The organism is Pseudonocardia alni, assembly GCF_002813375.1.
GTDB lineage: Bacteria > Actinomycetota > Actinomycetes > Mycobacteriales > Pseudonocardiaceae > Pseudonocardia > Pseudonocardia alni.
Genome location: NZ_PHUJ01000003.1, coordinates 1,801,402 through 1,825,455, shown reverse-complemented (window position 1 = coordinate 1,825,455; position 24,054 = coordinate 1,801,402). Strand labels below are relative to the sequence as shown.

Below are 24,054 nucleotides of genomic sequence, written 5' to 3'. Positions count from 1 at the left end.
CCGGGCAGACTGTCGTCCCATGGGGGGCGAGGAATGAACGGCCGGGCCGCGATCACGGTCGGCGTCCTGCTGGTGGCGCTCGTGGCCGTCGGCGGTGTCGCGTGGACGGTGTCCGGGACGACCCGTTCCGGCGTCGCCCCCGCCTCCGCACCGCAGACCGTGCCCGACAGCGGCGCGGGCAGCAGCGAGGTGACCATCAGCGCGGGCGCGGCCGAGCATCCGGCCGCCCAGCTGGTGATGCAGCAGGTGCAGCTCTACTTCAACGCCGTCAACGGCCGCGACCACGCGACCTGGGCCCGCGTGGTGAACCCCGAGACCGCCGACCGGCAGCCCCGCGAGACGTGGCTGGAGGGGATCGGCTCCACCACCGACGGCACCATCCGCATCGATCGGATCGACTCCGCGACCGGCGGCGCTGTACTCGCCCTGGTGCGCTTCATCAGCGTCCAGGACCCGAACGACGGCCCGCCCGGCCTGCACGTCGGCCGGATCTGCTGGCAGATCGCCTTCCCGATGGCGGGCTCGCCGCCGCGGATGGACGTCGGCAACCCCGACGGGATCCTGCGCGCCCCCTGCTGAGCGGGTGTGCGGGTCCCCGGCCCGGGGACCCGCACGGAACCGTCAGGCCTTGGTGAACACCAGCGAGGCGTTGTGCCCGCCGAAGCCGAACGAGTTGTTGACGGCGGCGTCCACGGTCATCTTCCGCGGCTCACCGGCGACGACGTCCAGCTCGACCTTCGGGTCCTTGTCGGTCAGGTTGAGCGTCGCGGGGACGATGTCGTCGCGCACGCTGAGCAGCGCGATGATCCCCTCGACGGCCCCGGCCCCGCCCACGAGGTGCCCGAGCGCCGACTTCGGTGCGGTGAGCACCGGGTGGTCGCCGAACGCCCGTTTCACGGCGGTCGCCTCGCCCACGTCGCCGACCACCGTGGAGGTGGCGTGGCAGTTGACGTGGACGATGTCGGAGGCGGTCAGACCGGCCCCGGCCACGGCCTTCTGCATCGCCCGGATCTGGCCCTCGCCCTCGGGGTCGGGCCCGGTGATGTGGTACGCGTCGGACGTCAGACCGATCCCGGCGAGGCGGCCGTGCACGGTGGCGCCGCGGGCCTTGGCGAACTCCTCGCGCTCGAGCACGAGCACGCCCGAGCCCTCACCGAGGACGAAGCCGTCCCGCCCGGTGTCGAACGGCCGGGAGGCGCGCTCCGGGTCGTCGTTGCGGGTGGACAGCGTCCGCGACTGCACGAACCCGGCCACGGTGATCGGCACGATGCAGGACTCGGCGCCGCCCGCGAGGACGACGTCGACCTCCCCGTCGCGCAGCAGCTTGTAGGCCCAGGCCAGTGCCTCGGCGCCGGTGGCGCACGCCGAGGCGGGGGAGTGCACCCCGCCCTTGGCCTTGTACTCCAGGCTCACCAGCGCGGCCGGACCGTTGGGCATGAGCATCGGCACGGTCAGCGGCGAGACCTTGCGCAGCCCGTGCTCCTCGAGCAGGTCGTCCTGCGCGAGCAGCGTCGGCGCGCCGCCGATGCCGGCGCCGATGACGACGGCGAGCCGCTCCGCCTCGACCGCGGCCCCGTCCTCGCCGGGGATCGCGCCGAGCCCGGCGTGCGCCCAGGCCTCCTTGGCGGCCACCATCGCGACCTGCTCGCACCGGTCCATCCGGCGGGCCTGCACGCGGGGCAGGACCTCGGTGGGCTCCACGGCGAGCTGGGCCGAAATGGACACCGGCAGGTCGAACCGCTCGGTCCAGTCGGCCCGGGTGGTTCCCACCCCGGACTTCCCGGCGAGCAGCGCCTCCCAGGTGGAGGCGGCGTCCCCGCCGAGCGGGGTGGTGGCCCCGAAACCGGTGACGACCACTCCGTCGGTCATGACGTCTCCTTCTCCCCGGCGGACAGCGCTACCGGTGCGTGCCCGCCGGTACGGGTCACTGGTGCTTGGCGATGAAGTCGACGGCGTCGCCGACGGTCTTCAGCTCGGCGAGCTGGTCGTCCGGGATCTTGGCGCCGAACTTGTCCTCGGCCTGCACGGCGATCTCCACCATCGACAGCGAGTCGATGTCCAGGTCGTCCACGAAGGACTTCTCGGGGGTCACCTCGGCGGTGTCGATGCCGGCGACCTCCTCGACGATCTCGGCCAGCCCGGTGAGGATCTCGGCGTTGTCAGCCACGATGGTTCTCCTTGCGCGGTGGATGGGTGCGGGTGCCAGGTCTCCGGTGCCCCGTCAGGGACAGACGACGACCTGTCCGGCGTAGGACAGTCCTGCGCCGAAGCCTACGAGGAGCAGCACGTCGCCGGACCGTACCCGGCCGGCCGTGCGCATGTGGTCCAGCGCCATCGGGATGGACGCGGACGAGGTGTTGCCGGAGTGCACGATGTCGTCGGCGACGACCATGTCCTCCCGGGCGCCGTGGCGGCGCAGCTTCTTCGCGATCGCCTCGACGATGCGCAGGTTCGCCTGGTGCGGGATGAGCACGTCGATGTCGGCGGGGGTGAGCCCGGCCCGCTCGACTGCGTCCAGCGCGACGGGGGAGATCGCCGTCGTCGCCCACCGGAAGACCGCCTGGCCCTCCTGGTGCAGCTTGTTCGTGGTCTCACCGAGGATCCGGATGGTCGACGCGTGGTCGCCTGCGCTGCCCCAGCTGACGGGGCCGACGCCCACCTCGTCCTCGCCGTCCGCCGGTCCGAGCAGGGCGGCGCCCGCGCCGTCGGCGAAGATGATGCAGGTCGAGCGGTCGTCCCAGTCGACCCAGTCCGAGAGCTTCTCGGCGCCGATGACCAGCACGTGCCGGGCCGAACCGGCGCGGATCATGTCCGAGGCGACGGCCGTGCCGTAGCTGAAGCCGGCGCAGGCCGCGTTGAGGTCGAACGCCGCGACGCCGTTCGCGCCCAGGCCGGTCGCCACCTGGGCGGCGGCGTTCGGGATCGGGTTGGGCATCGTGCAGGTCGCGACGATCACGGCGTCGAGCCCGGCCGGGTCGAAGCCGGCGTCGGTCAGCGCCGCCGCCCCGGCCGCCGTCGCCATGGACGTCAGCGAGGTGTCGGCGTCGGCGATCCGGCGCTCGGCGATCCCGACGCGGCTGCGGATCCACGCGTCGTCGGTCTCGACCCGCTTCTCCAGGTCGGCGTTGGTGATCACGTGCTCGGGCTGGAAGCTGCCGAGGCCCAGGAAACGGGCCCCCGCGACGGTCGGGGTCGCTCGCATGGGGCTCACTTCCCGTGCTCGGAGATCAGGTCGACGGCGGCGTCGAGCTGCTCGGGGGTCTTGAGTGCCAGCGTCGGGGTGCCCTTGACGGCGCGCTTGACCAGCCCGGTCAGCGTCGCGCCCGGGGGCAGCTCGAGGGTCGCGCCGGTCCCGCGGTCGGCGAGGGTCTGCATGCAGGCGTCCCAGCGGACCGGCCGGGTGACCTGCGCGACGAGCCGGCGCAGCGCCTCGGCGCCGGTGTCGACGGTCCCGCCGTCGGCGTTGGACAGCAGCGTGAGCGTCGGGTCCGACACCGGCACCGACGACGCGTGGCTCTCCAGCGCGGCACGCGCGGGCTCCATGTGCGCGGTGTGGAACGCCCCGGCGACCGGGAGCTCCTTGACCCGCGCCTTCTCCGGAGGCGACGCGACGAGCTCGGTGATCGCCTCCTTCGCCCCGGCGGCGACGATCTGGCCGGCCCCGTTGCGGTTGGCCGGGTCGAGACCCAGCTCGGCGAGGCGGGCCAGCACGACCTCCTCCTCGCCGCCGAGCACGGCGGCCATCGAGGTCGGAGCGACGGCGCAGGCGGCGGCCATCTCACGGCCGCGGACCCCGGCGAGGGCGACGGCGGCGTCCTCGGTCAGCACGCCCGCGATCGCGCAGGCGGTGATCTCGCCGATCGAGTGCCCGGCGACGACGGTCCCGGACGGCAGCTCGACCCGCTCTCGCAGGCGGCGCGCGGCCAGCAGGCCCAGGGTGACGATCAACGGCTGGGTGACCGCGGTGTCGGTGATCTCCTCGGCGTCGGCGGTGGTGCCGAGACGCGCCAGGTCGAGCCCGACGGCGTCGGACCAGCCGGCCACGGCCTCCGCCGCGGCCGGGTCCTCCAGCCACGGAGCGAGCATGCCGGGGGTCTGGGCCCCCTGGCCGGGTGCGAGCAGGGCGATCACGGGGACATCACACACCTCTCGGGGGCGGCGCCGGGATACCGGTTACGACGAAGTCGGACCACCGAAGTTGTAGGAAACCTACGAACCACAGGTGTGACCGGGGCCTCGTTACCGATCCGTAGGGGCCGGTGTTTGTAGGGTTCACGACAACGCCCCGCCCACCGGGACACGGACGCCGTCGACCTCCTGATCATGCTCCCCGGTCGGGTCCAGAGGAGTCAGCGGGGTGTGCGCGGCGACGGCCGGGCCGTCGGACGCGCGGGCGGTGCGGTCGGCGACGAGCGCGGCGCGCAGCACGAACGCCTCCCGCGGGTCGGTGGGGGAGCGCCCGACGAGCTCGCCGATACGGCGCAGGCGGTAGCGCACCGTGTTGGGGTGCACGTAGAGCGCGCGGGCGCAGCCCTCCAGGCTCGCCCCGCCCTCCAGGTACGCGGCCAGGGTGCGCAGCAGCTCGCCACCGGTGTCGTGGAGCGGGGCGAGGACGTCCTCGGCGAGCCGGCGCCGCGCGGCCGGGTCGCCGTGCAGCGCGCGCTCGGGCAGCAGGTCGGCGGCGTCGACCGGGCGCGGGGCGTCGGGGTGGCCGGGGGCGGCGGCCAGCCCGGCCAGTGCCTCGGCGACAGCGGCACCCGCGGTGGCCAGGTCGGTGCTGGGCGGGCCGGAGACGACCGGTCCGGGCCCGAAGCGCGCCGCGACCTCGGCGAGCACCCGCGCGGTGACCGCGCTCGTCCCCGGGGCCGGCCCGGGCCCGGTCGGCGCCGCACGTGCCGAGGTGGTCTCGGCGAGCCGGTCGGCGACCCGGCGCGCGGGCCGCCCGGTCAGATGCAGCAGGACCACCAGCCGTCGCCCCTGGACGCCGACGAGCACGTCGTGGCCGAGCCGCGCGGCGACCCGGCGCAGCTCCACGATCAGCTGCGGGGACTCGGGGCCGGAGCCGGGGGCGGAGCCGACCAGGCAGTGCACCGGGGCGGCGGGGTCCCAGCCGAGCGCGGCGGCCCGGGACACGAGCGCGCCGTCGGTGTCACCGCGCAGCACGGCGTCGACGACGAGCGCCTCCAGCCGGGCGTCCCAGGCGCCGCGGGACTCCGCGGCGCCGGCGTACACGGTGGCGGCGGCGAAGGCGATCTCCCGGCCGAAGCGCAGCACGGCCTCGGTGAGCTCGTGGCGCTCGGTGCCGTCGTCGGCGAGCGGGGGCAGGTGCTCCTCGAACACGTCCGCGGCGATACGCACCAGCTCGACGGTCTGGCGCAGGCTGATCCGCCGCGCCAGGTCGCGCGGCGCGATCCGGAACGCCTCGGCGGTGAGCGGGGTGGTGCGGGCGGGCTCGCGCAGCCAGGACACGAAGTTCGCGACGCCGGTCTGGGTCACCAGCGCCACGCCCGCGCGCTGGTCGGCGGGCAGCCCCGCGAACCACGGGCAGCGCCGCTCCATCTCCGCCAGGCATGCCGCGGCCAGCCGGGACGAGGCGAGCTCGAGGCGGCGCAACGTCGCGTCCGCGACCGGGTGGCGGTGCACGTCGGGCAGCATGACACGACGATGGACGCACCCACAGGACACGTCACGCTGTACCGCTCCGGCTCGCGGGCGCGCACGGAGACCGGCTGGCTCGACTCGCGGCACAGCTTCTCCGCCGGGGCGCACTACGACCCGGCCAACACCCACTTCGGGTTGCTGCTGCTGCACAACGAGGACCGGCTCGTCCCGGGGCGCGGCTACGACGAGCACCCGCACCGCGACACCGAGATCCTCACCTGGGTCCTCGACGGCGAGCTGGAACACCGCGACAGCACCACCGGGCGGACCGCACGGGTCGGGCCGGGCGGGGCGCAGTACCTGGGCGCGGGGTCGGGGGTGCGGCACTCCGAGCACGCGACGCCGGACGGGGGCGTGCGGTTCGTGCAGATGTGGGTGGTGCCCGAGGAACCGGGCGGAGACCCGCGCCACCTCGTGCGTGCGGCGGACGCGGGGGAGCGCAGGGACACGGTCGTCCTGGCCTCGGGCCTGGAACGGCACCGCGAGGCGACCCTGCTGCCGCTGCGTCAGCGCGCGGCGGCCCTGTCGGTGGCACGGCTCGCGCCGGGGGCGGCGACGGAGCTGCCGAGCGCCCCGTTCGTGCACGCCTTCGTGGCACGTGGGGGCGCGACGCTGGAGGGCGTGCCCGGTGACGAGCTCGGTACGGGCGACGCGGCCAGGGTCGTCGACGACGGCGGCCGGCGGATCACCGCCGGACCGGACGGGGCCGAGATCCTGGTGTGGGAGATGCACGCGGCGCTGGGGTGGTGACACCCGGGCGCCGCGGAACCGGCCGGGGCACGCGGGGCCTCGGCCGTGACGGTCTGCTGCCGGTCACCACGACGGACGGGTGACCGGACGGCTCAGAGCGGTGTGACCCCGCTGGCCTGCGGCCCCTTCTGCCCCTGCTCGATGTCGAACGACACGCGCTGCCCCTCGTCGAGGCTCTTGTAGCCGTTCGTCTGGATTGCCGAGTAGTGCACGAACACGTCCGCACCACCACCGTCGGGGGCGAGGAAGCCGTAGCCCTTCTCGCTGTTGAACCACTTGACGGTGCCTTCTGCCATTCCTGCTCCCTGGAGATCATCGGCCCGGAGCACCTCGCCCCGGGACCGCTGGCCAGCGACGCACACTGTCGACGCCCTGGTCAGGACGGCGAGTCGCGAGGACGAGTGATCACCGCCACTGCCGTCGCGCGGAGCCTATCGTGATCTGCGTCGCCCTGGGAGGGGCGAAAATCGGCGACGGCCCGCCGCCCCGTGCGGGGGCGGCGGGCCGTCGTGTGCCGGTGGGGTCAGGCGGCCCCGCCGTCGCCGATCTGCGGGCCGGCGGCCTGCGGGTCGTCGATCTTGTAGCCGGCCGCGGCCTCGGCCGCGGTCTCGGTCTTCACCAGGCCCTGCTTGGCCAGCACCGAGAGCGCGCCGACGACGATCGACTCGGCGTCGACCGCGAAGTGGCGGCGCACGGCCGGACGGGTGTCGGACAGGCCGAACCCGTCGGTGCCCAGCGACAGGAACGGCGCCGGGGACCACTGGCGGATCTGGTCGGGGACCGCACGCATCCAGTCCGAGACCGCCACGACCGGGGCGTCGCCGTGCTCGCCGTCGCCCAGCTTCTGGGTCACGTACGGCACGACCGGCTCGTCACCGGGCTTGAGCAGGTTGGCGTGCTCGGCCTCGACGCCGTCGCGGCGCAGCTCACCCCAGGACGTCACCGACCAGACCTCGGCACGGACGTCCCACTCGTCGGCCAGCATCTTCTGCGCGGTCAGCGCCCACGGCAGCGAGACCCCGGAGGCGAGCAGTCGCACCACGGGGCCGTTGCCCTCGGGCGCGGCGGCGAAGCGGTGCATCCCGCGCAGGATGCCCTCGCGGTCCACGTCCTCCGGCTCGGCCGGCTGGCGGTAGGGCTCGTTGTAGACCGTCAGGTAGTAGATGACGTTCTCGGGCTTCTCGCCGACCATCCGGCGCAGCCCGTCCTGGACGATGTGCGCGACCTCGAAGGAGAACGCCGGATCGTAGGCGACGACGGCCGGGTTGGTCGCCGCCAGCAGCAGCGAGTGCCCGTCGTTGTGCTGCAGACCCTCACCGGTCAGCGTCGTGCGGCCCGCGGTGGCGCCGACGAGGAAGCCGCGGGCCATCTGGTCCGAGGCGGCCCAGATCGAGTCGCCGGTCCGCTGGAAGCCGAACATCGAGTAGAAGATGTAGACCGGGATCATCGGCTCGTCGTGCGTGGCGTAGGACGTGCCCGCCGCGGTGAACGACCCGACCGAACCGGCCTCGTTGATGCCCTCGTGCAGGATCTGGCCCTGCTCGGACTCCTTGTAGGCGAGCATCAGGTCCGCGTCGACCGAGGTGTAGTTCTGGCCGTTCGGGTTGTAGATCTTCTGGCTCGGGAACATCGAGTCCATACCGAAGGTACGGGCCTCGTCCGGGATGATCGGCACGAAACGCGGGCCGATCTCCTTGTCCTTGATGAGCTCGCGCAGCAGCCGGACGAACGCCATCGTCGTGGCGACCTCCTGCTTGCCGGAGCCCTTCTTGACGAAGTCGTAGACCTTGTCGCCGGGGAGCACCAGCGGCTTGCCGGTGGTCCGGCGCGACGGCAGCGGCCCGCCCAGCTGGCGACGGCGCTCCCGCAGGTACTGGATCGCCTCGTCCTTCTCGCCGGGGTGGTAGTACGGCGGCAGGTACGGGTCGGCCTCGAGCTGCTTGTCCGAGATCGGGATGCGCTGCTCGTCGCGGAACTGCTTGAGGTCGTCGAGCGTGAGCTTCTTCATCTGGTGGGTGGCGTTGCGGCCCGCGAAGTGCGTGCCCAGGCCGTAGCCCTTGATGGTCTTGGCCAGGATGACGGTCGGCTGGCCGTGGTGCGCGGTCGCGGCGGCGTAGGCCGCGTGCACCTTGCGGTAGTCGTGCCCGCCGCGCTTGAGCTTCCAGATCTCGGCGTCGCTCATCGGGTCGACGAGCGCCTTGGTCCGTGGGTCCCGGCCGAAGAAGTGGTCGCGGACGTAGGCGCCGTCGTTGGCCTTGTAGGTCTGGAAGTCGCCGTCCGGCGTGGTGTTCATCAGGTTGATCAGCGCGCCGTCACGGTCGCCGTGCAGCAGCGAGTCCCACTCGCGGCCCCAGATGACCTTGATGACGTTCCAGCCGGCGCCCCGGAAGAACGCCTCCAGCTCCTGGATGATCTTGCCGTTGCCCCGGACCGGGCCGTCGAGGCGCTGCAGGTTGCAGTTGACGACGAAGTTCAGGTTGTCCAGGCCCTCGTTGGCCGCGACGTGGATCAGGCCGCGCGACTCGGGCTCGTCCATCTCGCCGTCGCCGAGGAAGGCCCACACCTGCTGCTGCGAGGTGTCCTTGAACCCGCGGTCGCCCAGGTAGCGGTTGAACCGCGCCTGCATGATCGCGTTCATCGGCCCGATGCCCATCGAGACCGTGGGGAACTCCCAGAAGTCCGGCATCAGGCGCGGGTGCGGGTACGACGGCAGGCCGCCGCCCGGGCCGGCGTGGCTGAGCTCCTGGCGGAAGCCGTCGAGCCGGTCCTCCGACAGCCGTCCCTCGAGGAAGGCGCGGGCGTAGATGCCGGGGGAGGCGTGGCCCTGGATGTAGATCTGGTCGCCGCCGCCGGGGTGCTCCTTGCCACGGAAGAAGTGGTTGAAACCGACCTCGTAGAGCGTCGCCGAGGAGGCGTAGGACGAGATGTGCCCGCCGACGCCGATGCCCGGGCGCTGCGCGCGGTGCACGGTCATCGCAGCGTTCCAGCGCAGCCAGCGCCGGTAGGTGCGCTCGACGTCCTCGTCGCCGGGGAACCACGGCTCGCGGTCGGTCGGGATGGTGTTGACGTAGTCCGTCGCGGTCAGCGACGGGACGCCCACGTGCTTCTCACGGGCGCGCTGCAGCATCGTCAGCATGAGGTAGCGGGCGCGCTGCTGCCCGGCGTTGTCCAGGACCGCGTCCAGGGAGTCCAGCCACTCGGCCGTCTCCTCGGGGTCGATGTCCGGCAGGTGGGCGGCCAGCCCGTCCCGGATGACGTTGACGCGGCGCTTGTCGTCGCCGGGCGTGCTGCTCTGCGCGGTCAAGGGTTCTCCCTGCCTGATTCCGTCGGTGGCCGGGATCGCCCGGCCCTGTCTTTCCGCCGCCGGCTGTGGGGCGACGTCGCCGGCCGGACTCGACGGTCGTGGCCGTGGCTCGGTCCATCGTGCCTGTTCCGGCGCGGTCCCGAAACTCGTCGTTCACGAAGTCGGGCTCTGGCCGCGAGGATAGGTACTACTCGTACGTAACTGAACGGAGGGCGGGGTGACCTGCGCGTCACCGCACCGCGCACCACGAGCCGGTTGCATCCGGTCGTGCCCCCGTGATCGGATGCCCCATCCGATTTCGCGCGAAGGGTGGCGCCCGCACGCGGAACCGAAGACGATGGACTGCGTGAGCAGCGTGAAAGGGGAACGAGTGGTGACCGCGGCAGATGCCGGTGCGTCCGACATCGCGGCAAAGCTCGGCATCGAGCCGGGCATGATCGTCCAGGAACTCGGGTACGACTCCGACATCGACGACCAGGTCAGAGAGGCCGTCGAGGACACGACAGGTGAGGAGCTCCTCGACGAGGACGCCCAGGAGGTCATCGACGTCGTCCTTCTGTGGTTCCGCGACGGGGACGGCGACCTGATCGACACCCTGGTCGACGCCCGAACGCCCCTCTCGGACGAGGGCTTCGTGTGGGTCCTGACACCCAAGACCGGCCGTGACGGCCACATCCAGCCCTCCGAGATCGCCGAGGCGGCTCCGACCGCCGGACTGTCGCAGACGTCCAACGCGACGCTCGGGGACGACTGGGTGGGGTCGAAGCTCGTGCCGCCGAAGCAGGGGAAGGGCAAGCGCTGAGCCCAGTAGTCGAGGGTGCGGCCGCCCCGGACTTCGAGCTCCCCGACCAGAATCGACAGCCGGTCTCGCTGGCGTCGGTCCTCGGGTCGGGGCGCTCGGCGCTGATGGTCTTCTTCCCGTTCGCGTTCTCCGGGATCTGCGGCGGGGAGCTGTCGGCGGTCCAGGCGTCGCTCCCGGAGTTCCAGAACGACGCCACCCAGGTGCTGGCGATCTCCTGTGACCCGACGTTCTCGCTCGGGGCCTGGGCCGCGTCCGCGGGGTTCGGGTTCCCGCTGCTGTCGGACTTCTGGCCGCACGGGGCCGTGGCGTCGGCCTACGGGGTGTTCGACACCGCGAAGGGGATGGCGCTGCGGGGGACGTTCCTGGTCCGCCCGGACGGCACCATCTCGTTCGCCGAAGTGAACCAGCCGGGGGAACCGCGGGACCAGGACGGGTGGCGTCGGGCCCTGGGGGCCGTGTGAAGATGTCCGTCCCGGGCGCGTAGCTCAGCGGGAGAGCACTCGGTTTACACCCGAGCGGTCGCAGGTTCGAACCCTGCCGCGCCCACGCATCTGACCAGGGGTTCCATCCCCAGCAAGATCACTCAGCAGCCCGCGTGACACGTTTCGTGACACGAAGGGCTCGTATCCTCGGCCCATGACACGGGCGAAGGCCGGTCGCCGGAGGCAGCGCGGGACGATCGACAGGCTCCCGAGCGGTGCGCTGCGCGTCCGCGTCTACGGTGGGCAGGACCCGGTGTCGGGGAAGCGGAACACCCTCGTCGAGGTGATCGAGCCCGGCCCGCGCCAGGAGGCCCGCGCCGAGGCCGCGCGGACGCGGCTCCTCAACGCCGTCGACGAACAGCGCAGCCCCCGCACGAGCGCGACGCTCGACCAGCTGCTCGACCGGTACCTGGAGACCCTCGACGTCGGCGTGACCACGCACCGGGCGTACACCCGGTACCTGGAGCTGCACGTCCGTCCGTTCCTCGGCCGGACGAAGGCCGGCGCCGTCGGTGCCGAGGCCCTGGACTCGCTCTACGCCGAGCTGCGGCGGTGCCGCGACCACTGCTCGGGGTCGGCGAAGCGGATCGATCATCGGACGCCGCGGGAGCACGAGTGCGACGACCGGTGCCGTCCGCACCGTTGCCGCCCGCTCGCGCCGGCCACGATCCGGCACATCCACTTCGTGCTGAACGGCGCGTACTCGCGTGGGGTCCGGTGGCGGTGGGTGTCGGTCAACCCGGTCGAGTTCGTCTCGCCGCCCGCGAAGCCGCCGCCGGACCCGCAGCCGCCGTCCGCGGGCGAGGCGGCGCGATTGCTGAACGAGGCGTGGCGGGACCTGGACTGGGGTGCCCTGGTCTGGCTGTTCATGACCACCGGTGCCCGACGGGGCGAGCTGTGCGCGCTGCGCTGGTCGAAAGTCGATCTGGAGTCGGGGACGTTGACGATCCGACGGGCGATCGCGCAGGACGGCCGGGCGTTGCAGGAGAAGGACACCAAGACCCACCAGCAGCGGCGCCTCGCGCTGGACTCGGAGACTGTGGAGGTGCTTCGAGACCACCGGGAGCGGTGCGAAGAGCGGGCCCGGGCGCTCGGGGTCGAGCTGCGGCCGGAGGCGTTCGTGTTCTCGCTGGCGCCGGACGGGTCGGCGAGTCTGGTGCCGGGCTCGGTCACACAGCGGTACTCGCGGATGGCGGCGCGGCTCGGGTTGGACACGCACCTGCACAACCTGCGGCACTACTCGGCGACCGAGCTGATCGCGGCCGGAGTGGACGTGCGGACGGTCGCGGGGCGTCTGGGGCATTCCGGCGGCGGGGTGACCACGCTGCGGGTCTACGCGGCGTGGGTGTCGGAGGCGGACCAGCGGGCGGCGAGCGGGCTCGGGTCGCGGATGCCGGAGCGGCCGGCGGGGCCGGGGCCGGGGTCGGAGATGGAGCGGGTGCGGCGGGATCCGCGGTCGGCGCGGGAGCGGCTGGCGGTCGAGCTGCTGGAGCGGATCGAGTCCGGGGCTGTGCCGGTGGGTGGGCATCTGCCGGGGGTCAAGGTGCTGGCTGCCGAGCAGGGACTCGCGCCGAGCACGGTGCATCGGGCGTTCGAGCTTCTGCGGGAGTGGGGTGTGCTCGCCGGTGCAGTGGGGGAGCGGCCGACGGTCGTTGTGCCGTCGGCCGTCGTGGATCGCCCAGCCGAGACGGCTCCGCCGGAGCCCGAGCCGTTGGAGCCCGCGGCCGGGCAGGCCGCGAGCTACTTCACCGTCGTCGTCCGAGGGTCGGGTGGGCGTCGGTACCCGGCCCGGGTGGTGACGGGCAGCCTCGCTGACCCGTCGACGTTCCGGGCCCACCTGCTCGGCATCGCGCGGATGGAAGACCCGGAGGTGGCGGACGAGGGAGAAGGGTGGATCGGACGCTACGAGATCGAGGTCGTCCCGCTCGCGTCCCCGAACCAGGATCCGATGGTCTTCCGCTGGTAGTTCTGCCGTCTTGAGGCCCCTGATCGGGAGCTGTAGTCCTGGTGCCGCGCGACCATCAATCGGCGACAAGCTGCCTGGCCGGCTTGCGTCGACCCGGGTAGACGCGACAACTAGAACTTGGGCGTACATGAAGGCCCCGGCCTTCCCCCTCCGCAGGTGGGGCCGGAGCCTCTTCGTTGTTCAGTCGAGCCGGCGCAGAACGTCCTCGATGGGCGCGCCGACGATGTCGTCCGGCACGCCGGGGACCAGATCCTCCAGCCCGACCGCCTGGAAGAAGGCCCTCCGCTGGGCGGGGTCGTCGTGCCCGGAGACCATGGCGGAGAAGTAGATGCAGCCTCGCCGCTGCGACTCCTCGAGCAAGGCCCGGAGCAGGAGCTTGGCCGCTCCACCTCGCTGCCGGTCCGGGGCGACGGCGATGAGGCTTCCCCACGCCTGCGGCCCGGGCACCCCGGCGAGCGTCGCCCGATCGGGGATCGGGACGTCGAAGCGGCCGTCGATGAATCCGACGAGCACACCGTCCTCGTCGAGAGCGACGATGCGGTGGTACACCGACAGCCTGGAGAAGTCGAAGGGATCGAGCCCGACGTCGGTGAGGATCTTGTCGATGGCCTTGTCGTCGTCGGCGGTGCCGACGCGCAGGGTCATGGTCGTGTTGTTCGTCGGCGTCATCGTTCCAACCCGGGATATCTGATCGCGGTCCGGCCGGACCGCGACCATCGACCGCCCCTTCGATGGGTGCATGTCCAGGGACACGCCAGGAAGGCCGTTGTCCCGTCCGTCGAGCGGCTCCGCGTGCTCGACGAAGGGAGCAGAATACACGGAGTGACCGTTCGTCCGCTGTTCGCTCACCGCAAGTGCGCGCCGTTCAGCTATCCGGAGTAAGACACGTAGCTATCTGTCAGACCAGGTACCGACCGTCGCGCGCCGCCGACCGGTCGACGGTGTACCTCCGGCCCGGGATAGCGGACCCGCTAGATGTGGGATCACGCTTGTACCTGCACGCCACCAGTAGTGGTGGCCTGGGTACGAGGAGGCATCATGGCCCGTCACCGACGGCAACGTCCACCCCCGAGATGGCTGAGGCCTCGTCCCGAGGAGTTGCCGCTCCCCGAGGCCGAGGCCCCGTCCACATCGTGCGCTCAGTCGAGCACAGGCAAGCCCGACCGTAGCGCGACACTGAGCACCTGTCACCCGGCGCGTCCGACCTCAGAGCCGGCGACGGCTTCAAAGATCGTCGGCTCCCTGGTGCTGGCGGCAGTCACCGAGGTTGTTCGGCGCGTTGTGCGCGACGCGCTGGACAGCTGGTGGCCGGTCAGCTGGTGGCCCGGCTCCTGGCCCTTCGGGCAGTAAGACAGCCGTGGCCTCGCCCGCCGGTACTCGCCAGCGGGCGGGGTCACTCCAGTGCGGTAGGGACCAGCACGCAGCCCGCCGTGACAAGCAGCGCCTCGGCGTCTCGCTCACCCGAGGAGCTGCGATGAGTCCGGCCACCTACCTATCCGACCCGCCGGCACGCGTCGTGGTTGCCGGTTGTGGTGAGCCGTCTCCACCACCGGCGCTTCCATTCGGCGGGTGTGTCGGCTCTTGGTGGATCTCGAAGGTGTTTCGACGGATGCCGCGTCTCGCGATGAGTTCGCCAGACGCTGAGGAGGAGCCCTTTCATCGCCGCCCTCAGGGCGACGAGATGTCCGCCGATGCGGAGGCTCCTGTCTTCCGCGCCGCCTCCTCTGTCCGGCCGATACTCTCGGCAGAACTGTCCGCCGAACCGTGGAGCGTAGTCGCTGTGGCCCCTCGTGGGACTTCCCGCTGCATCGCGGAGGATCTCCGCCATCGCATTCGGGACGGCGTTCTGGTGCCCGGCTCGCTCGTACCCTCGGAGGCACGGCTCTGCGAGGAGTACGGCGTGGCCCGAGGGACGGCTCGTGCCGCCCTCGCGCTTCTCGTGGACGACGGCCTCGTGGAGGTCGTCCCGGGGGTCGGCCGCCGGGTAGCCGGAGGCACGGGAGCAGACCGGACCACGGCGTACGGCCGCATCGCCGAGGACCTCGCCGAACAGATCCGCGCCGGAACGCTTGCGCCGGATGCCCCGCTGCCGAGCGAGGCTGTCGTGATGGAGCAGTACGATGTCTCCCGCAACACCGCGCGTCGCGCGTTCAAGGTGCTGGCGGACTCCGGGGTCGTTGTCGTGCGGCATGGAGTCGGGGCCTTCGTGCGGCCCGTCGAGCCCTGACCGAGAACGCTACGGTCGCTTCATGACGAGCCCGGACGACGTCTGGCACGTGCACAGCGAGCGCGTGATCTACGACAACGAGTGGGTAACCGTCGGCCTGGCCGACATCTCCCAGCCGTCGGGTGAGCGTTTCGAGCACCACACGGTCACGCTGCCCGCGGCCGCCATGACCGTGGTCCTGGACGACGACGGCCGCAACGTCCTGCTGTCCTGGCGTCACCGCTTCGTGCCGGACCTGTGGAACTGGGAGCTTCCGGGTGGCCTGCTCGACGACGGCGAGGCGCCCGTCGAGACCGCGGCCCGGGAGGTCGAGGAGGAGACCGGTTACCGGCCTCGGACGGTCGAGCACCTGGTGACGTTCGAGCCGATGGCCGGGACCGTGCGCAGCGCGCACCACGTGTTCCTCGCCCGCGGCGCTGAGCAGGTCGCCAATCCGACCGAGCTCAACGAGGGCACGTTCCGGTGGGTGCCGCTCGCCGACGTCCCGGACCTGATCGCGGACGGGAAGGTCGGGAACTCCGGCGCGCTGGTCGGGCTGCTGCACGTCCTGGCGTTGTCCGGGCCGACGGCGCCGTTACGGGCCGAGTAGCTCGCGGATCCCTCGCCGCTGCCGCTCGGACCCGGTCCGGCCGGCCAGGCGACCCGCGCGTTCCGCCTGGGCCCGCGACTCGGTGACTTCACCTCGCGCCCGCAGGGCCAGCGCGAGGTCGACCCGCAGGCTGACCTCAGCGCGGCCGTACTGACCCTCCGGCATCGCGGCCAGGGCGGTCCCGAGATCGTCGATCGCGGACGCCTCGCCGAGACGAGCCAGGCAGTGTCCGCGCCACCGGGCCAGGTGTCCGGCGTCGAGCATGAGGTAGGGCAGGGCGTGCTCCGCCTGCGTCGGTAGGGCCGCTGCCGCGGCGTCGAGCGACCGGAGCGCGGCGTCCCGGTCGCCGAGTGCGGCGAGCGCCTCGCCGTGCGCGGCGTGCAACCAGGCCAGCAGCTCGCGCGGGGCCGGGCCGCGGGCGATGTTCTGCGCCGAGGCGATCAGGTCGAGGGCATCCTCGGCGCGTCCGGCGTCGAGCAGGATGAACGCCTGCTGCGCCCGCGAGTACCCCAGCCCGGCCGGTAGCCCGCTCTCGCGCGCTGCCGCGGTCGCGATCTCGTGCAGCCGCCACGCCTCCGGGAGGCGTCCCATGTCGAGCGCCTGCCACCCGGCGAGCGCCGCGGCCTGGCCGAGTTCGTCGGCCGCCTGCTCCCGCGCCGTCCCGGGCAGGGCGTTGCGGACCAGGCTCTCCACGGTCTCGACGTGCGCGACGGCCTGGCTGTGCACCGTCGCCCCGCCGAGTCGGCGGTCCAGGAGGCGGATGGTCTGCGTCTGGGACCGCAGGAGGTCGACCAGGCCGGGGTCGAGGCGGGTGAACTCCGGCAGCTCGAACGGCTCGGTGACGGGGTCGATCGCGACCGGCTCCGGGGACGGTGGCTCGACGAGACCCAGCTCGACGGCGGAGCAGCGGTACACCTCGCACAGCAGCTCGCGGTAGAAGTCGCCGACGACGCCGTCCTGGTTCTCCCAGACGGCGACGCGGCGCCCGAGGCTCTCGTCCTTGGGGAGTTGCTCGCCCCGCCGGGTCGCTGCCGCCCGCAGCTCGTGCAGCAATCGAGCCTTCTTCCAGCCGCGCTCCGCGCGGACCTGCGCGAGCCGGTTGCCCATCGACGCCCCCTCGTCCCGAGATCAACGGTGACTTGCTGACCTGGGGAAATCAACCCTGATGCGGATGGTCGCATCACCTCACGTCATCCCGCGTCATCTCCCGACAACACCGTTCGCGACTGCAATCTCGGTTCACGGAAGGCCACGGCGATTGACTCCGATCGCCACTCGTGCCTTACTTGTTCAGTACATGTACCTAACATGTACAGATTGGGGTCATGATGAGTGTTCTTCGAGGGTCGGAGACGGCGCCGCTGGCGCCGAGGTTCTACAGCGTGGCGCAGGTCGCGGCGCTGCTCGGGATGTCGCCGATGACCGTCTACCGGGCGATCGCGGCGGGGGAGTTCCCGGCGGTCCGGATCCGCGGGCGGCTGATCATCCCAGCGAAGGCGATCGAGGCCATCGCCGACCTCGCCGTCGCCGAGCAGACCGTCGTCGACGCGTCGGGCTGGGCGCCGGTGCAGCACGGGAGCGCGGGCTGATGGGCAGCGTCGGGGTGCTGATCCTGTTCATGGTGCTCGGTGCGGTGATCTGCGCGAAGGCGCGGGTCGCGATGGGCGCGGTGGTGTTCTCGCTGATCGCGCTCGTGCTGTTCATCGCCACACCGGTCGGCTCGGGGCTGCCGGACGCGATCTCGACGTTCGTGTCGGCGTTCGACCAGGCGGCCACGCCCGCCCTCAACGGCGCGGGTGCGTCGGCCGGGAGCGGGCAGTGAACCCGGCCGCCGGTTCCGATGGGGGAGACCTCGCCCTCACGGCCGGGCGGGCCGAGGACCGGGGTGGACCCGCCTGCGGCGGGCGGAGGGCCGTCCGGCCCGAGTTTGGCCCGGCCTCCCTCCCCGTCAAGGGCGCTGCGCGTCGCTGCGCGACCGGACTGCGTCCGGCCCTTGACGGCGAGCCTCCGAGGCCGTGCGCGCCTGACGGCGCGGTGGCGGACGGGACGCCGCCACCGGAGGGCCGGACCAGCCGACCCTCCTCAATCTCCTCGGAGGCCAGCGTGAGCGTGATCTTCCTGCCAGGCCCGCCCGTCGTGGACCTGGGCGACGACCGCATCGACGTCACAGATCTGGTGTGCCCGGGCTGCGCCGGCCCCGTGGTCGACGCGCCGCCGTCGGGGTGGCCCGCTCGCGCCGGGCGTCCGCCGGAGTTCTCCCACGCCGATGGCTCGGTGCTCTGCCCGGACGGCATGGGCCGGGTGCCGGATCCGGTGGAGGCGGCGGGGCTGCGCTACGGGCTGACCGAGGCCGGTGCCGCCGTGTGGCGGGACGAGGGCGCTGGGTGGTCGGCGTGAGCGTCCGCCCCGCGCCGGAGTGGGCGGTGCGCGAGCGGGTCGTGCAGCCCGAGGACCTGGACCCGCGCTTGCTGCGCCCGACCGGGCGGACGGACCGGTTGCAGGTCGTAGTCGAGCACTACGTGGTCGGGGCGGGTCGGTGTCCGGGGTGTGGGTGGCCGGTGGTGCGTCGGCAGGAGTGCCCGTCTCGGCAGGTCGCGGTGTGTCTGCTGGAGAACCGGCCGTTGCCGGTCCGGCTCGCGCACCTGGCCGACGTCGTCCCCTGCGCCCGAGCGGGCCGGGACTCGGCGGCCGACCGGCACCGAGAGCGGGCGGAGCTGGACGCGTTGCCGGGGCTTTTCGCCGCCCCGGCTCGGTCCCCGGAGCGAGGGGACACGTCGTGACCGAGGCGAGCACGCAAGAGATGGGACGGCCCGGCGACGGGTTCTTGGCGGAAGCACACCGCCGGGCCGCTCTCACCAACCAACAGGAGGTAGGAGAGATGTTCACCGTAGACCCGAACCCCGGGCGGGGCGAGGAGCTGGACTGGCGGGCCCGCGCGGGCTGCCGCGACGTCGACCCGGAGCTGTTCTTCCCGACCGCGACCGCCGGTGCGGCCCTGGCCGCGGAGGAGCGGCGGGCTCTGTGGGTGTGCGCGGGGTGCCCGGTCATTGCCGCGTGCCGGACGTGGGCCATCGCCGAGCAGCCGCACGGCATCGCCGGTGGGCTGACCGAGGACGAGCGGCGCCGCGCCCGCCGGGCCACGCCTCGGAGTCGTCGCGTCGAGCGACGGCCGGCCGTCGTGCCCGTGCCGTCTCCGCGGACCGATCGGGCGCCGGTCATCGCTGCGGGCTGCGCCGCGCTCACCGCGGGAGCCGACCGTGGCGACGTCGCCCGCACGCTGGGCGTGACCCGTCGGACCGTCGACCGGTGGGCCGCTGCCCTCGTGGTCACCGCGGGCGGTGGTCGGTGATGAGCGTGTTCGACGCGTCCCCGAGGACCGCCGTGTCCGGTCGGGTCCGTGAGCTGGTGCGCCGGATCGCCGTCGAGGCGTTCGGCGCGGCCGAGGCCGAGGTCCCGATCCCGGGGTTCACGGTGTTCACCGACCGCCGCCTCGACGACCCGCTGGCCGGAATCCGGGCCGCGCTGCTCGTGCACACGGTGGCGGAGTCCCAGCTGACTGAGTACGCCCGGGCCGCCCGCGCGTCGGGCCGGTCCTGGGACCAGATCGCCGACGCGCTCGGCATCACCACCGACGAGGTCGCGGTCGTGGGGGAGGCGGCGTTCGACTGGCTGGTCTGCGGCCGGGCCCCGGACCCCGAGCCGGACGGGGTGCGCTCGTTCCGGACGCCGTGCGCGTACTGGCGCTGCTCGACCTGCGACGGCCTGGTCACCGACCACGGCCCGTTCGAGGGCAACCCGGCCAACAGCGAGGACGGCCACGCCAAGGGCTGCACCCGCCACGCCGCCGAGGTGCAGGCGTGGAACGAGGGGTGGGAGCACTGATGGAGATCCTGGTCAGCTCCACCGCGCTCGTACTCGCGATGTTCGCCGCGGGCGCGCTGCTCGCCTGGGCCCGCGGCGCCCGAGCGTTGGCCGCCGGCCTCGCCCTGGTCGCGCTGCTCCCGGCCGCGACGATCGTCACCGCCCTGTCCTGGCCTGCACTCGTCGCCGTGGTCGGGCTGGCGGGGGTGATCGTGTGGCACCGCTGGTCGCGCTCGTCGGCCACAGTGTCCCGCTGGGCCGCGCGGTCCCGCCGGAAGGTCGGCGTCGCGTCGTCGCTGGACATCGTCCGCCACGCCGGGACCCTGGCCGTCCGCCGACGGACCGGCACAGTCCGCCCGTCCCTGGCCGGTCTCCCGCGGTGGCAGCGGGCCCGGCTCGCCACGAGCGAGGCCGCGGTGGAGTTGTGCCGTACGGGCGTGTTGCGGGTGTGGGCGCTGGTCGAGGACGTGGTGATCGTGGTCGGCGGTCCCCGCACCGGTAAGACCGGCTGGCTCGCCGGGCGCGTCCTGGACGCCCCCGGCGCGGCCCTGGTGACCTCGACCCGCACCGACCTGCTCGACCTGTGCGCGCCGCTGCGCCGCCAGACCCGGGGTGAGGTGTTCGTGTTCAACCCCGCCGGCCTCGGCGGCCGGGCCAGCACGATCACGTTCGATCCGCTGACCGGCTGCACCGACCCGGTGAGCGCGACCGAGCGGGCCACGGACATGCTCGCCGCCGTCGCGTCCGGGTCGGGTGGGGATCGGGAGTTCTGGGACGGTCAGGCCCGCCGCGTCCTCGCCGCCCTGCTGCACGCCGCCGCCCTCGGGCACAAGCTGATGGCCGACGTCCTCGGCTGGGTCGCCGACCCCGACACCGCCGGCCGCGAGGTCCCCGCACTGCTGCGCCGCTCGGGGGTGACCGCGTTCGAGCAGGACGTCATGCAGTTCCTGACCACCAACGAGCGCACCCGTTCCTCGATCACCTCCAGCGTGATGCCCGCCCTCGGGTGGCTGACCCATCCCGCGGCGGCTGCGGCGGCGGAGCCGGGGGACGGCTTCGACGTCGCCCGGCTCCTCGACGACCGCGCGACGGTGTTCCTGCTCGGCGCCGAGGAGGCCCAGACCGCCCCACTGGTGTGTGCGCTGACCGGGCACATCGCCCGCGAGGCCCGACGGCTGGCCGCCGGGCAGCCGAAGGGGCGGCTGGATCCGCCGCTGGGGTTGTTCCTGGACGAGGCCGCCCTGATCTCCCCGGTCCCGCTGGAGTCGTGGACCGCGGACATGGGCGGTCGTGGGGTGACGATCCTGTGCGCGTTCCAGTCCCGGGCCCAACTCCTGGCCCGCTGGGGTGAGCACAAGGCGGCGACCATCCTGAACAACACCGCCGCCGTCATGATCTTCGGCGGGACCCGGGACAAGGCGGACCTGGAGTTCTGGTCCACCCTGGCCGGAGAGCGGGACGAGCGGGTCACCACGACCGATGACCACGGCCGCGTCGCCTCGCGCAGCGTGCGGAAGGTGCCGGTGCTCGCTCCGGCGCAGATCGCGAACCTGCCCGCGGGGCGGGTGGTGGTGATCCGCCGCGGGATCGCCCCGGTGATCGGGCGGGCGCAGATGGCGTGGCGTCGCCGCGATGTGCGGCGTCGGGCGCGGGTGCTGGCGCGGATCCAGGCCGAGAACCGCTGGCACCGCCGCGGTGAGGCCGCTCGGGTGTGGGCCGATGGCCAGCTCGAACGCCTCCTGGTCCTGCTCGCCGCACGGTGGCCAGACCGCTACAGCGAGGCGGCCGAGCGGGTCCGGTCGTCCAACCGGATGTTCGCCGAGCTCCGCGCGATCCGCCGCGGTACCGAGGCTGACCAGGCCGTCGAGGAGACCGCGCCGCACGAGCCCGGTCCCGATTGCGAGGGCGGTCGTCCCGCTGGCCCGGCCGGTGGCGCGAGTGATGGGCGGTGGACCCGATGAGCGAGCGCTACGAGATGTGGACCCCGGCCCAGGCCGTCGACCGGCTCGCCGCCGACCTCCCCGGGGGCCGGACGGACGCGGAACAGGTCGTCGCCTCCTACCTGCGCGACGCCACCGGAGTGCACGGCCGGCCCTCGTTGGGCTGGCGGCTCGACGAGTTCGACCTCGACGACGCCTGCGCCAGGTTCGGGTGGGTGGACTTCGCGGGTGGCGAGACCGTCGCGCAGGCCCGCGCCCGTGCCGATGCCGCCGCGGTCGCGGCGCTGCGGCAGGCGCGGGGGACGTCGGCGATCACCGAGCGGGATCGGCTGGCCGGGCTGCACTCCGACGCGGAGATGTGGGGCTACCGCGCCCATCGGGTCGGGCTCGACGAGCTGACCAACACGACCGGCTGCGACCCGCAGCCGCGGCTCGTGACGGTCGCCCGGGAGGGCCGGGAGCGCTCGCACCGCGAAGCCGTCGCGGCTCACGACGCTCGCGTCGCCGCAGCAGAGGCCGCCGCAACCGCCACCGCCCTCACCGGGCAGCACCAGGACCAGAACAACCGCGACCAGGAGGACGACGTGCACACCCCGAACGACCGCCCCCCGGCGGAGATCGAGGAGCCCGGAGACCGTGAGCGGGTTCTCGCCGAGGGGCACGGTGCGTCCGTCGGCGGGATGTGGCTCACGCCGGACGAGACCGCCGAGGACGGGGTCCGGCCGCTGACCGAGGCCGAGGCCCGCCGCTTCTCCGACCTGGTGCGCGCCTCGCAGGCCGAGGCCGTCGCCGACCAGCTCGACGACGCACCGGCCCCGGGCCGGGCCCCGTCGGGCGACGGTGACGGGGCGGGGTGGGAGCGGTGAACCCGCCGTCGCACCCCGAGCCGGGTGACGGCGGGGCGCTGGCCCGGCTGGCCGGTCAGGTCGACACACTGCGCCGCCAGGTCGCCGAGCTGGAGCCGATCCGCGACCAGGTCGGGGAGCTGGGGCGGCTCGTCGGGCAGCTCTCGGAGGCATTGGCCGCGGTGACCGCGCGCCGGCGGATCCCGGCGGCGCCGTCGTGGCTGCTGGCCCCGACCGACACCGCCGAGACCCGGCGGCTGCTCGACGAGCTGTGCGGGTGGGCGCAGGCGGTGTTCCTGCGCTATCCCGACGCGGCGAAGGTGCTGCCCGAGTGCTGGCTGTGGCACCCCGAGGTCGTCGAGGAGCTGCTCTGGCTCATGCACGCCTGGCTCGCCGCCTACCAGGGCCCGGCCGCGTCGGTCGGCGCGGCGGGGGACTGGCACGACCGTCAGCGGCCCGGGGTGGTCAACCGGATCCGGAAGGAGGCCGGGTCGTGCTCGATCGAGCGCCACCAGACCCGCCCCGGCTGGAGCGCCCCCGGCGGCGCGGCGCTGCCGGTTCCGGGCACCGATCACGTTGAGGAGATCGCACGGTGGTGGGCCGGGCAGCGCGACCAGGCCCCGCCCGAGCCCGCCCCGGCGGTCGACGCCGGCCCGATCGGGACGGCTCTGCGATGACGGCCGCGGGAAGCGGGGCGCGCTGGGGTCGGGCGTCGGTGTGGCTGCCGGGCCTGGCCGTCGCGATCGGCGCCGCGGTGGCGACCGCGCACGGCCTGTTCGAGGTCGCGGTTGCCGCGCGGGTCCCGGTCGCGGTGGCGTGGATCTACCCGCTGATCACCGACGGCCTGGCCCTGGTCGCCTACACCGCGACCGCGCGGCTGTCCGGTGGCGCCGCCCGCTACGCGTGGAGCGTGGTGATCGTCGCCGCCGGGCTGTCGGGTCTGGCGCAGGCGGTGTTCCTCGCCGGGCCCGCCCCGGCTCCCGGGGCCCCGCCGGTCGAGGCGGATGCGGTGTTGCGGTTCGGGGTCGGGGCGTGGCCCGCGATCGCCGCGGCCGTCGTCGCGCATCTGCTCTACCTCCTCGCCGAGACCCGCCCCGAGCCGAGACCTGCGGACCGGGATCGGCCCGATTCCGACGGCGTGTCCGCGCCGCGTGCCCGGGCGACCATCACCGTCCCGCCGTCCGGCCGGACACCGGTGGAACACCACGACCCGGTGGGACACGGCCCGGCTGTCCCGCCCGCGCTGGACGGGCCGGTGATCCCGGCCCCGCCGCGGCTGGTGTCCCGCCCGGCACCCGGCCCGGCGGTCCGGCCGGAGCCCGGGACCGGTGCGGGCGCCCAGGAACGCGCCCGCACGACCGCCCAGACCCACCGCCAGCGCCACGGCAACCTCCCGACGGTGCGCGAGCTGCAGGACCTGGCCGACGTCGGCCGCGGCACCGCCGCCCGAGCACTCCAGCAGCTCCGCGACACCCCGCAGCAGGCCCCGAACACCCTGCACCTCGTCCCCGACGAGCCCCAGAACAGGACCACCCGATGACCACCAGCAGCCAGAACATCACCGCGACCGAGCACGCGACGAGAACCCAGAGCGACTACCCCGAACAGAGCAATTAGAGCCCAAGAT

25 protein-coding genes and 1 tRNA gene are annotated in these 24,054 nt (G+C 73.3%); 17 read left to right on the top strand and 9 right to left on the bottom strand.

Annotation, left to right across the window (positions count from 1 at the left end; genetic code table 11):
- Window positions 1-33: 33 nt before the first annotated feature.
- Complete coding sequence (locus tag ATL51_RS09310) at window positions 34-579, top strand: hypothetical protein (protein ID WP_073577443.1); 546 nt, start codon at window positions 34-36, stop codon at window positions 577-579.
- A 42-nt stretch (window positions 580-621) separates the two neighbouring features.
- On the opposite strand, the gene ATL51_RS09305 is transcribed toward ATL51_RS09310, so the two are convergent.
- The 5 genes from ATL51_RS09305 to ATL51_RS09285 all read right to left on the bottom strand — a co-directional run bounded on the left by ATL51_RS09305 (window position 622) and on the right by ATL51_RS09285 (window position 5,655).
- Window positions 622-1,869, bottom strand: coding sequence for a beta-ketoacyl-[acyl-carrier-protein] synthase family protein (locus ATL51_RS09305; RefSeq protein ID WP_062396635.1), 1,248 nt, complete (start codon window positions 1,867-1,869; stop codon window positions 622-624).
- A gap of 55 nt (window positions 1,870-1,924) precedes the next feature.
- Complete coding sequence (locus ATL51_RS09300; RefSeq protein ID WP_020623056.1) at window positions 1,925-2,167, bottom strand: acyl carrier protein; 243 nt, start codon at window positions 2,165-2,167, stop codon at window positions 1,925-1,927.
- 54 nt (window positions 2,168-2,221) lie between these two features.
- Entirely contained in the window at window positions 2,222-3,202 is a 981-nt protein-coding gene (locus ATL51_RS09295) for a beta-ketoacyl-ACP synthase III (RefSeq protein WP_100878359.1), read from the bottom strand.
- Between the two features lie 5 nt (window positions 3,203-3,207).
- Window positions 3,208-4,131, bottom strand: a complete 924-nt coding sequence (locus tag ATL51_RS09290; protein ID WP_100878358.1) for an ACP S-malonyltransferase — start codon at window positions 4,129-4,131, stop codon at window positions 3,208-3,210.
- Between the two features lie 141 nt (window positions 4,132-4,272).
- Window positions 4,273-5,655: a PucR family transcriptional regulator gene (locus ATL51_RS09285; protein ID WP_073577446.1), complete on the bottom strand. Its 1,383-nt coding sequence runs from the start codon at window positions 5,653-5,655 to the stop codon at window positions 4,273-4,275.
- A gap of 9 nt (window positions 5,656-5,664) precedes the next feature.
- On the opposite strand from ATL51_RS09285, the gene ATL51_RS09280 reads away from it, so the two are divergent.
- On the top strand, window positions 5,665-6,411 hold the full coding sequence (locus ATL51_RS09280) for a pirin family protein (RefSeq protein ID WP_100878357.1): 747 nt from the start codon (window positions 5,665-5,667) through the stop codon (window positions 6,409-6,411).
- Window positions 6,412-6,503: 92 nt separating this feature from the next.
- Here the strand turns inward: ATL51_RS09280 and ATL51_RS09275 are convergent, their stop codons facing one another.
- A complete protein-coding gene (locus ATL51_RS09275; RefSeq protein WP_073577448.1) occupies window positions 6,504-6,707 on the bottom strand; it encodes a cold-shock protein in 204 nt (67 codons plus the stop codon).
- Window positions 6,708-6,934: 227 nt separating this feature from the next.
- Window positions 6,935-9,715, bottom strand: a complete 2,781-nt coding sequence (gene aceE / locus ATL51_RS09270) for a pyruvate dehydrogenase (acetyl-transferring), homodimeric type (RefSeq protein WP_100878356.1) — start codon at window positions 9,713-9,715, stop codon at window positions 6,935-6,937.
- A 370-nt stretch (window positions 9,716-10,085) separates the two neighbouring features.
- Here aceE and ATL51_RS09265 point away from each other — a divergent pair, with 370 nt between their 5' ends.
- The 4 genes from ATL51_RS09265 to ATL51_RS09250 all read left to right on the top strand — a co-directional run bounded on the left by ATL51_RS09265 (window position 10,086) and on the right by ATL51_RS09250 (window position 12,965).
- On the top strand, window positions 10,086-10,517 hold the full coding sequence (locus ATL51_RS09265) for a DUF3052 domain-containing protein (protein ID WP_073577450.1): 432 nt from the start codon (window positions 10,086-10,088) through the stop codon (window positions 10,515-10,517).
- Complete coding sequence (locus tag ATL51_RS09260; protein WP_322789697.1) at window positions 10,466-10,978, top strand: peroxiredoxin; 513 nt, start codon at window positions 10,466-10,468, stop codon at window positions 10,976-10,978. The genes ATL51_RS09265 and ATL51_RS09260 overlap by 52 nt, the downstream gene beginning before the upstream one ends.
- A 13-nt stretch (window positions 10,979-10,991) precedes the next feature.
- A tRNA-Val gene (locus ATL51_RS09255) sits at window positions 10,992-11,063 on the top strand.
- Between the two features lie 90 nt (window positions 11,064-11,153).
- Window positions 11,154-12,965 carry a tyrosine-type recombinase/integrase gene (locus tag ATL51_RS09250; RefSeq protein WP_100878354.1) on the top strand — a complete coding sequence of 604 codons (1,812 nt, stop codon included), beginning with the start codon at window positions 11,154-11,156 and terminating at the stop codon, window positions 12,963-12,965.
- Window positions 12,966-13,145: 180 nt separating this feature from the next.
- Here the strand turns inward: ATL51_RS09250 and ATL51_RS09245 are convergent, their stop codons facing one another.
- A complete protein-coding gene (locus ATL51_RS09245) occupies window positions 13,146-13,814 on the bottom strand; it encodes a GNAT family N-acetyltransferase (RefSeq protein WP_157818292.1) in 669 nt (222 codons plus the stop codon).
- Between the two features lie 625 nt (window positions 13,815-14,439).
- Here ATL51_RS09245 and ATL51_RS09240 point away from each other — a divergent pair.
- Together ATL51_RS09240 and ATL51_RS09235 are read left to right on the top strand one after the other, a co-directional pair.
- Entirely contained in the window at window positions 14,440-15,192 is a 753-nt protein-coding gene (locus ATL51_RS09240; RefSeq protein WP_208622957.1) for a GntR family transcriptional regulator, read from the top strand.
- A gap of 22 nt (window positions 15,193-15,214) precedes the next feature.
- On the top strand, window positions 15,215-15,781 hold the full coding sequence (locus ATL51_RS09235; RefSeq protein ID WP_100878352.1) for an NUDIX hydrolase: 567 nt from the start codon (window positions 15,215-15,217) through the stop codon (window positions 15,779-15,781).
- On the opposite strand, the gene ATL51_RS09230 is transcribed toward ATL51_RS09235, so the two are convergent.
- Window positions 15,767-16,888 (bottom strand): hypothetical protein, encoded by a 1,122-nt coding sequence (locus ATL51_RS09230; protein WP_301548964.1) that lies wholly within the window; start codon window positions 16,886-16,888, stop codon window positions 15,767-15,769. The genes ATL51_RS09235 and ATL51_RS09230 overlap by 15 nt on opposite strands.
- A gap of 275 nt (window positions 16,889-17,163) precedes the next feature.
- Between ATL51_RS09230 and ATL51_RS09225 the strand changes: the two genes are divergently transcribed.
- The 9 genes from ATL51_RS09225 (at window position 17,164) to ATL51_RS09180 (ending at window position 23,967) form a co-directional block, all read left to right on the top strand.
- Entirely contained in the window at window positions 17,164-17,370 is a 207-nt protein-coding gene (locus ATL51_RS09225; RefSeq protein WP_238589144.1) for a helix-turn-helix domain-containing protein, read from the top strand.
- Window positions 17,370-17,603 carry a hypothetical protein gene (locus ATL51_RS09220; protein WP_060711238.1) on the top strand — a complete coding sequence of 78 codons (234 nt, stop codon included), beginning with the start codon at window positions 17,370-17,372 and terminating at the stop codon, window positions 17,601-17,603. The genes ATL51_RS09225 and ATL51_RS09220 overlap by 1 nt, the downstream gene beginning before the upstream one ends.
- A 281-nt stretch (window positions 17,604-17,884) precedes the next feature.
- Window positions 17,885-18,178: a hypothetical protein gene (locus ATL51_RS09215; protein WP_100878351.1), complete on the top strand. Its 294-nt coding sequence runs from the start codon at window positions 17,885-17,887 to the stop codon at window positions 18,176-18,178.
- 481 nt (window positions 18,179-18,659) lie between these two features.
- Window positions 18,660-19,130, top strand: a complete 471-nt coding sequence (locus ATL51_RS29985; protein WP_455342404.1) for a WhiB family transcriptional regulator — start codon at window positions 18,660-18,662, stop codon at window positions 19,128-19,130.
- The gene (locus tag ATL51_RS09200) at window positions 19,130-19,663 is read left to right on the top strand and encodes a hypothetical protein (RefSeq protein ID WP_100878349.1); all 534 of its coding nucleotides are present in this window, start codon (window positions 19,130-19,132) and stop codon (window positions 19,661-19,663) included. The genes ATL51_RS29985 and ATL51_RS09200 overlap by 1 nt, the downstream gene beginning before the upstream one ends.
- Window positions 19,639-21,603, top strand: coding sequence for a type IV secretory system conjugative DNA transfer family protein (locus ATL51_RS09195; RefSeq protein WP_301548963.1), 1,965 nt, complete (start codon window positions 19,639-19,641; stop codon window positions 21,601-21,603). The genes ATL51_RS09200 and ATL51_RS09195 overlap by 25 nt, the downstream gene beginning before the upstream one ends.
- Window positions 21,600-22,448: a hypothetical protein gene (locus ATL51_RS09190; RefSeq protein WP_157818291.1), complete on the top strand. Its 849-nt coding sequence runs from the start codon at window positions 21,600-21,602 to the stop codon at window positions 22,446-22,448. Before ATL51_RS09195 ends, ATL51_RS09190 begins: the two co-directional genes overlap by 4 nt.
- Entirely contained in the window at window positions 22,445-23,104 is a 660-nt protein-coding gene (locus ATL51_RS09185; RefSeq protein WP_301548962.1) for an FUSC family protein, read from the top strand. Before ATL51_RS09190 ends, ATL51_RS09185 begins: the two co-directional genes overlap by 4 nt.
- Entirely contained in the window at window positions 23,101-23,967 is an 867-nt protein-coding gene (locus ATL51_RS09180; RefSeq protein WP_100878346.1) for a hypothetical protein, read from the top strand. Before ATL51_RS09185 ends, ATL51_RS09180 begins: the two co-directional genes overlap by 4 nt.
- Window positions 23,968-24,054 lie beyond the last annotated feature (87 nt).